Genomic DNA, 2,111 nt, shown 5'->3' with positions numbered 1-2,111 from the left:
GCGACGACCCGCCGATGTTCGGCACCGACCTCAACAACGAGTACGCCGTGGCGGCCCGCCTGCTGGACCTCGACGAGCGCGGGATCGCGGAGTTGTGGCCGCCACGGTCGTCTCCGGACCGGCCGAGGACGTGCGCCGGATCTGCGCGGAGTTCGCCGCCGAGGGCGTCACCGCCACCGAGCTGAGGGTCAGCCACGCCTTCCACTCGTCACTGATGGACCCGATGCTGGAGGAGTTCGCGGCCGTCGCCGCCGGACTGACCTACTCGGCGCCCACGCTGGGTGCCGTCTCCTCGGTCACCGGCGAACCGGTCGACACGGAACTGTGGTGCGACCCCGGCTACTGGGTGCGGCAGGTCCGTGAACCGGTGCGGTTCGCGGACGGCGTCCGGACCCTGGCGGCGCGCGGCGTCGTCACCGCGCTGGAGCTCGGTCCGGACGCGGTGCTGACAGCCGCCGGCCGGGACAGCGCCGGCGAGGCGGACCTCGCGTTTGCGGCCACCATGCGCAGGGACCGTGACGAGGAGGAGACCGTCCTCGCCGGACTCGGCCGGGTCCACGCCCGCGGCGGCCCGGTCGACTGGGCCGCGTTCTTCGCGGGCTCCACCGGCCGGTTCGTCGACCTGCCCACGTACGCCTTCCAGCGCCGCCGCTACTGGCTCGACGGACTCGACGGCGTCGGCGCTCCCGGTGGCGGTCCGGCCGGACTCGCCGCAGGCCAGGAGGCGCTGGCGCACCCGCTGCTGGCCGCAGCCGTCGCAGGCCCGGACTCGGAGACCGTGGTCTTCACCGGCCGCCTGGCGCACACCACCCAGCCCTGGCTGGCCGACCACGGCGTACTCGGTACGGTGCTGCTGCCCGGTACCGGCTTCGTCGAGATCGCGCTGCGGGCCGGCGCGCACCTCGGCTGCGGCCGGATCGAGGAACTGACGCTGGAGCGTCCGCTGCTGCTGCCGGACGCCGCCGCACTGCGGGTCGCCGTCGCCGCGGCGGCCGAGGACGGCACCCGCGCGATCCACATCCACACCCGCACCGACGGCGGCGAGTGGATCCGCCACGCCACCGGCGTGCTCGCGCCCCCGGCGGATGTCGTCGAGCAGGCCGCCGACCTGGCGGTGTGGCCGCCGGCCGGGGCCGAAGAACTGCCCGTCGCCGACGCGTACGACCGGCTGGCCGAGCGCGGCTACGACTACGGGCCCGCGTTCCAGGGCCTGCACCGCGCGTGGCGCGCCGGCGACGACGTGTTCGCCGAGGTCGAACTGCCCGAGGCCGACAGCGCCGCCGCGTACCTGCTGCACCCCGCTCTGCTGGACGCCGCCATGCACGCCGACCTGGTCGCCGACGGCGGCGCGGGTACGACGCTGCTGCCGTTCTCCTGGAACGGGGTCGAGCTGCACCGGGCCGGTGCCGGCGCGGTGCGGGTCCGGCTCCGCCGGATACGCGGTGAGCAGGAGACCGAGATCGCGGTCGCCGACCTGGACGGCCGTCCGGTGCTGGACGTTCGGTCGCTGGTCAGCCGCGAGGTGAGTGCCGAACAGCTGGTGCCCGGCACGAGCGCCGGGCTGCTGCGACTGGACTGGGTCCCGGTCGGCAGCCGTGCCGAGACCGCCGCTGCCGGCGCCGCGTACGAGCTGCTGACCGTGGACAGCGCGCCGGGCGACACCCCCGAGGCGGCCAAGGCCGTCGCCACCGAGGTGCTGGCGCGGCTCCAGGTCTGGCTCGATGCCGAGAGCGAAGCGCAGCTCGTCGTCCGCACCACCCGCGCGGTGGCGGTGCGGCCCGGCGACACCGTCGACCTCGCCCAGGCTCCCGTCTGGGGTCTGGTGCGCGCCGCGCAGGCGGAGAACCCCGGCCGGATCGTCCTGGTCGACCTCGACCAGAACACCGAGCTCGACCCGGCCGCTCTGCCCGTCGGTGAGCCGGAACTAGCCCTGCGAAACGGCGAGTTGACGGCACCACGACTGACGCCGCTGGCGGCGGCCGCGGCCGGGGCGACCACTGCTGCCGCCGGCCCCGTGGCGAAGGCGAGCTCTAGGTGCGGGCCCGAATCAGAGCAGCTATCGCGGCGGGCAGGCCGTTGAGCCTGTGGTGACACCTACTCCGCGACAGCCC

1 protein-coding gene is annotated in these 2,111 nt (G+C 75.1%); it reads left to right on the top strand.

The annotated features are described in order from the left end of the window. Window positions 1-94: 94 nt before the first annotated feature. Window positions 95-2,080, top strand: coding sequence for a polyketide synthase dehydratase domain-containing protein (locus tag ACWD3D_RS36390; protein ID WP_451464936.1), 1,986 nt, complete (start codon window positions 95-97; stop codon window positions 2,078-2,080). Window positions 2,081-2,111 lie beyond the last annotated feature (31 nt).

Source organism: Streptomyces sp. NPDC002690 (assembly GCF_053592415.1).
Note: the sequence above shows the minus strand (reverse complement) of the source record. Positions and strands in the feature narration are given on the sequence as shown.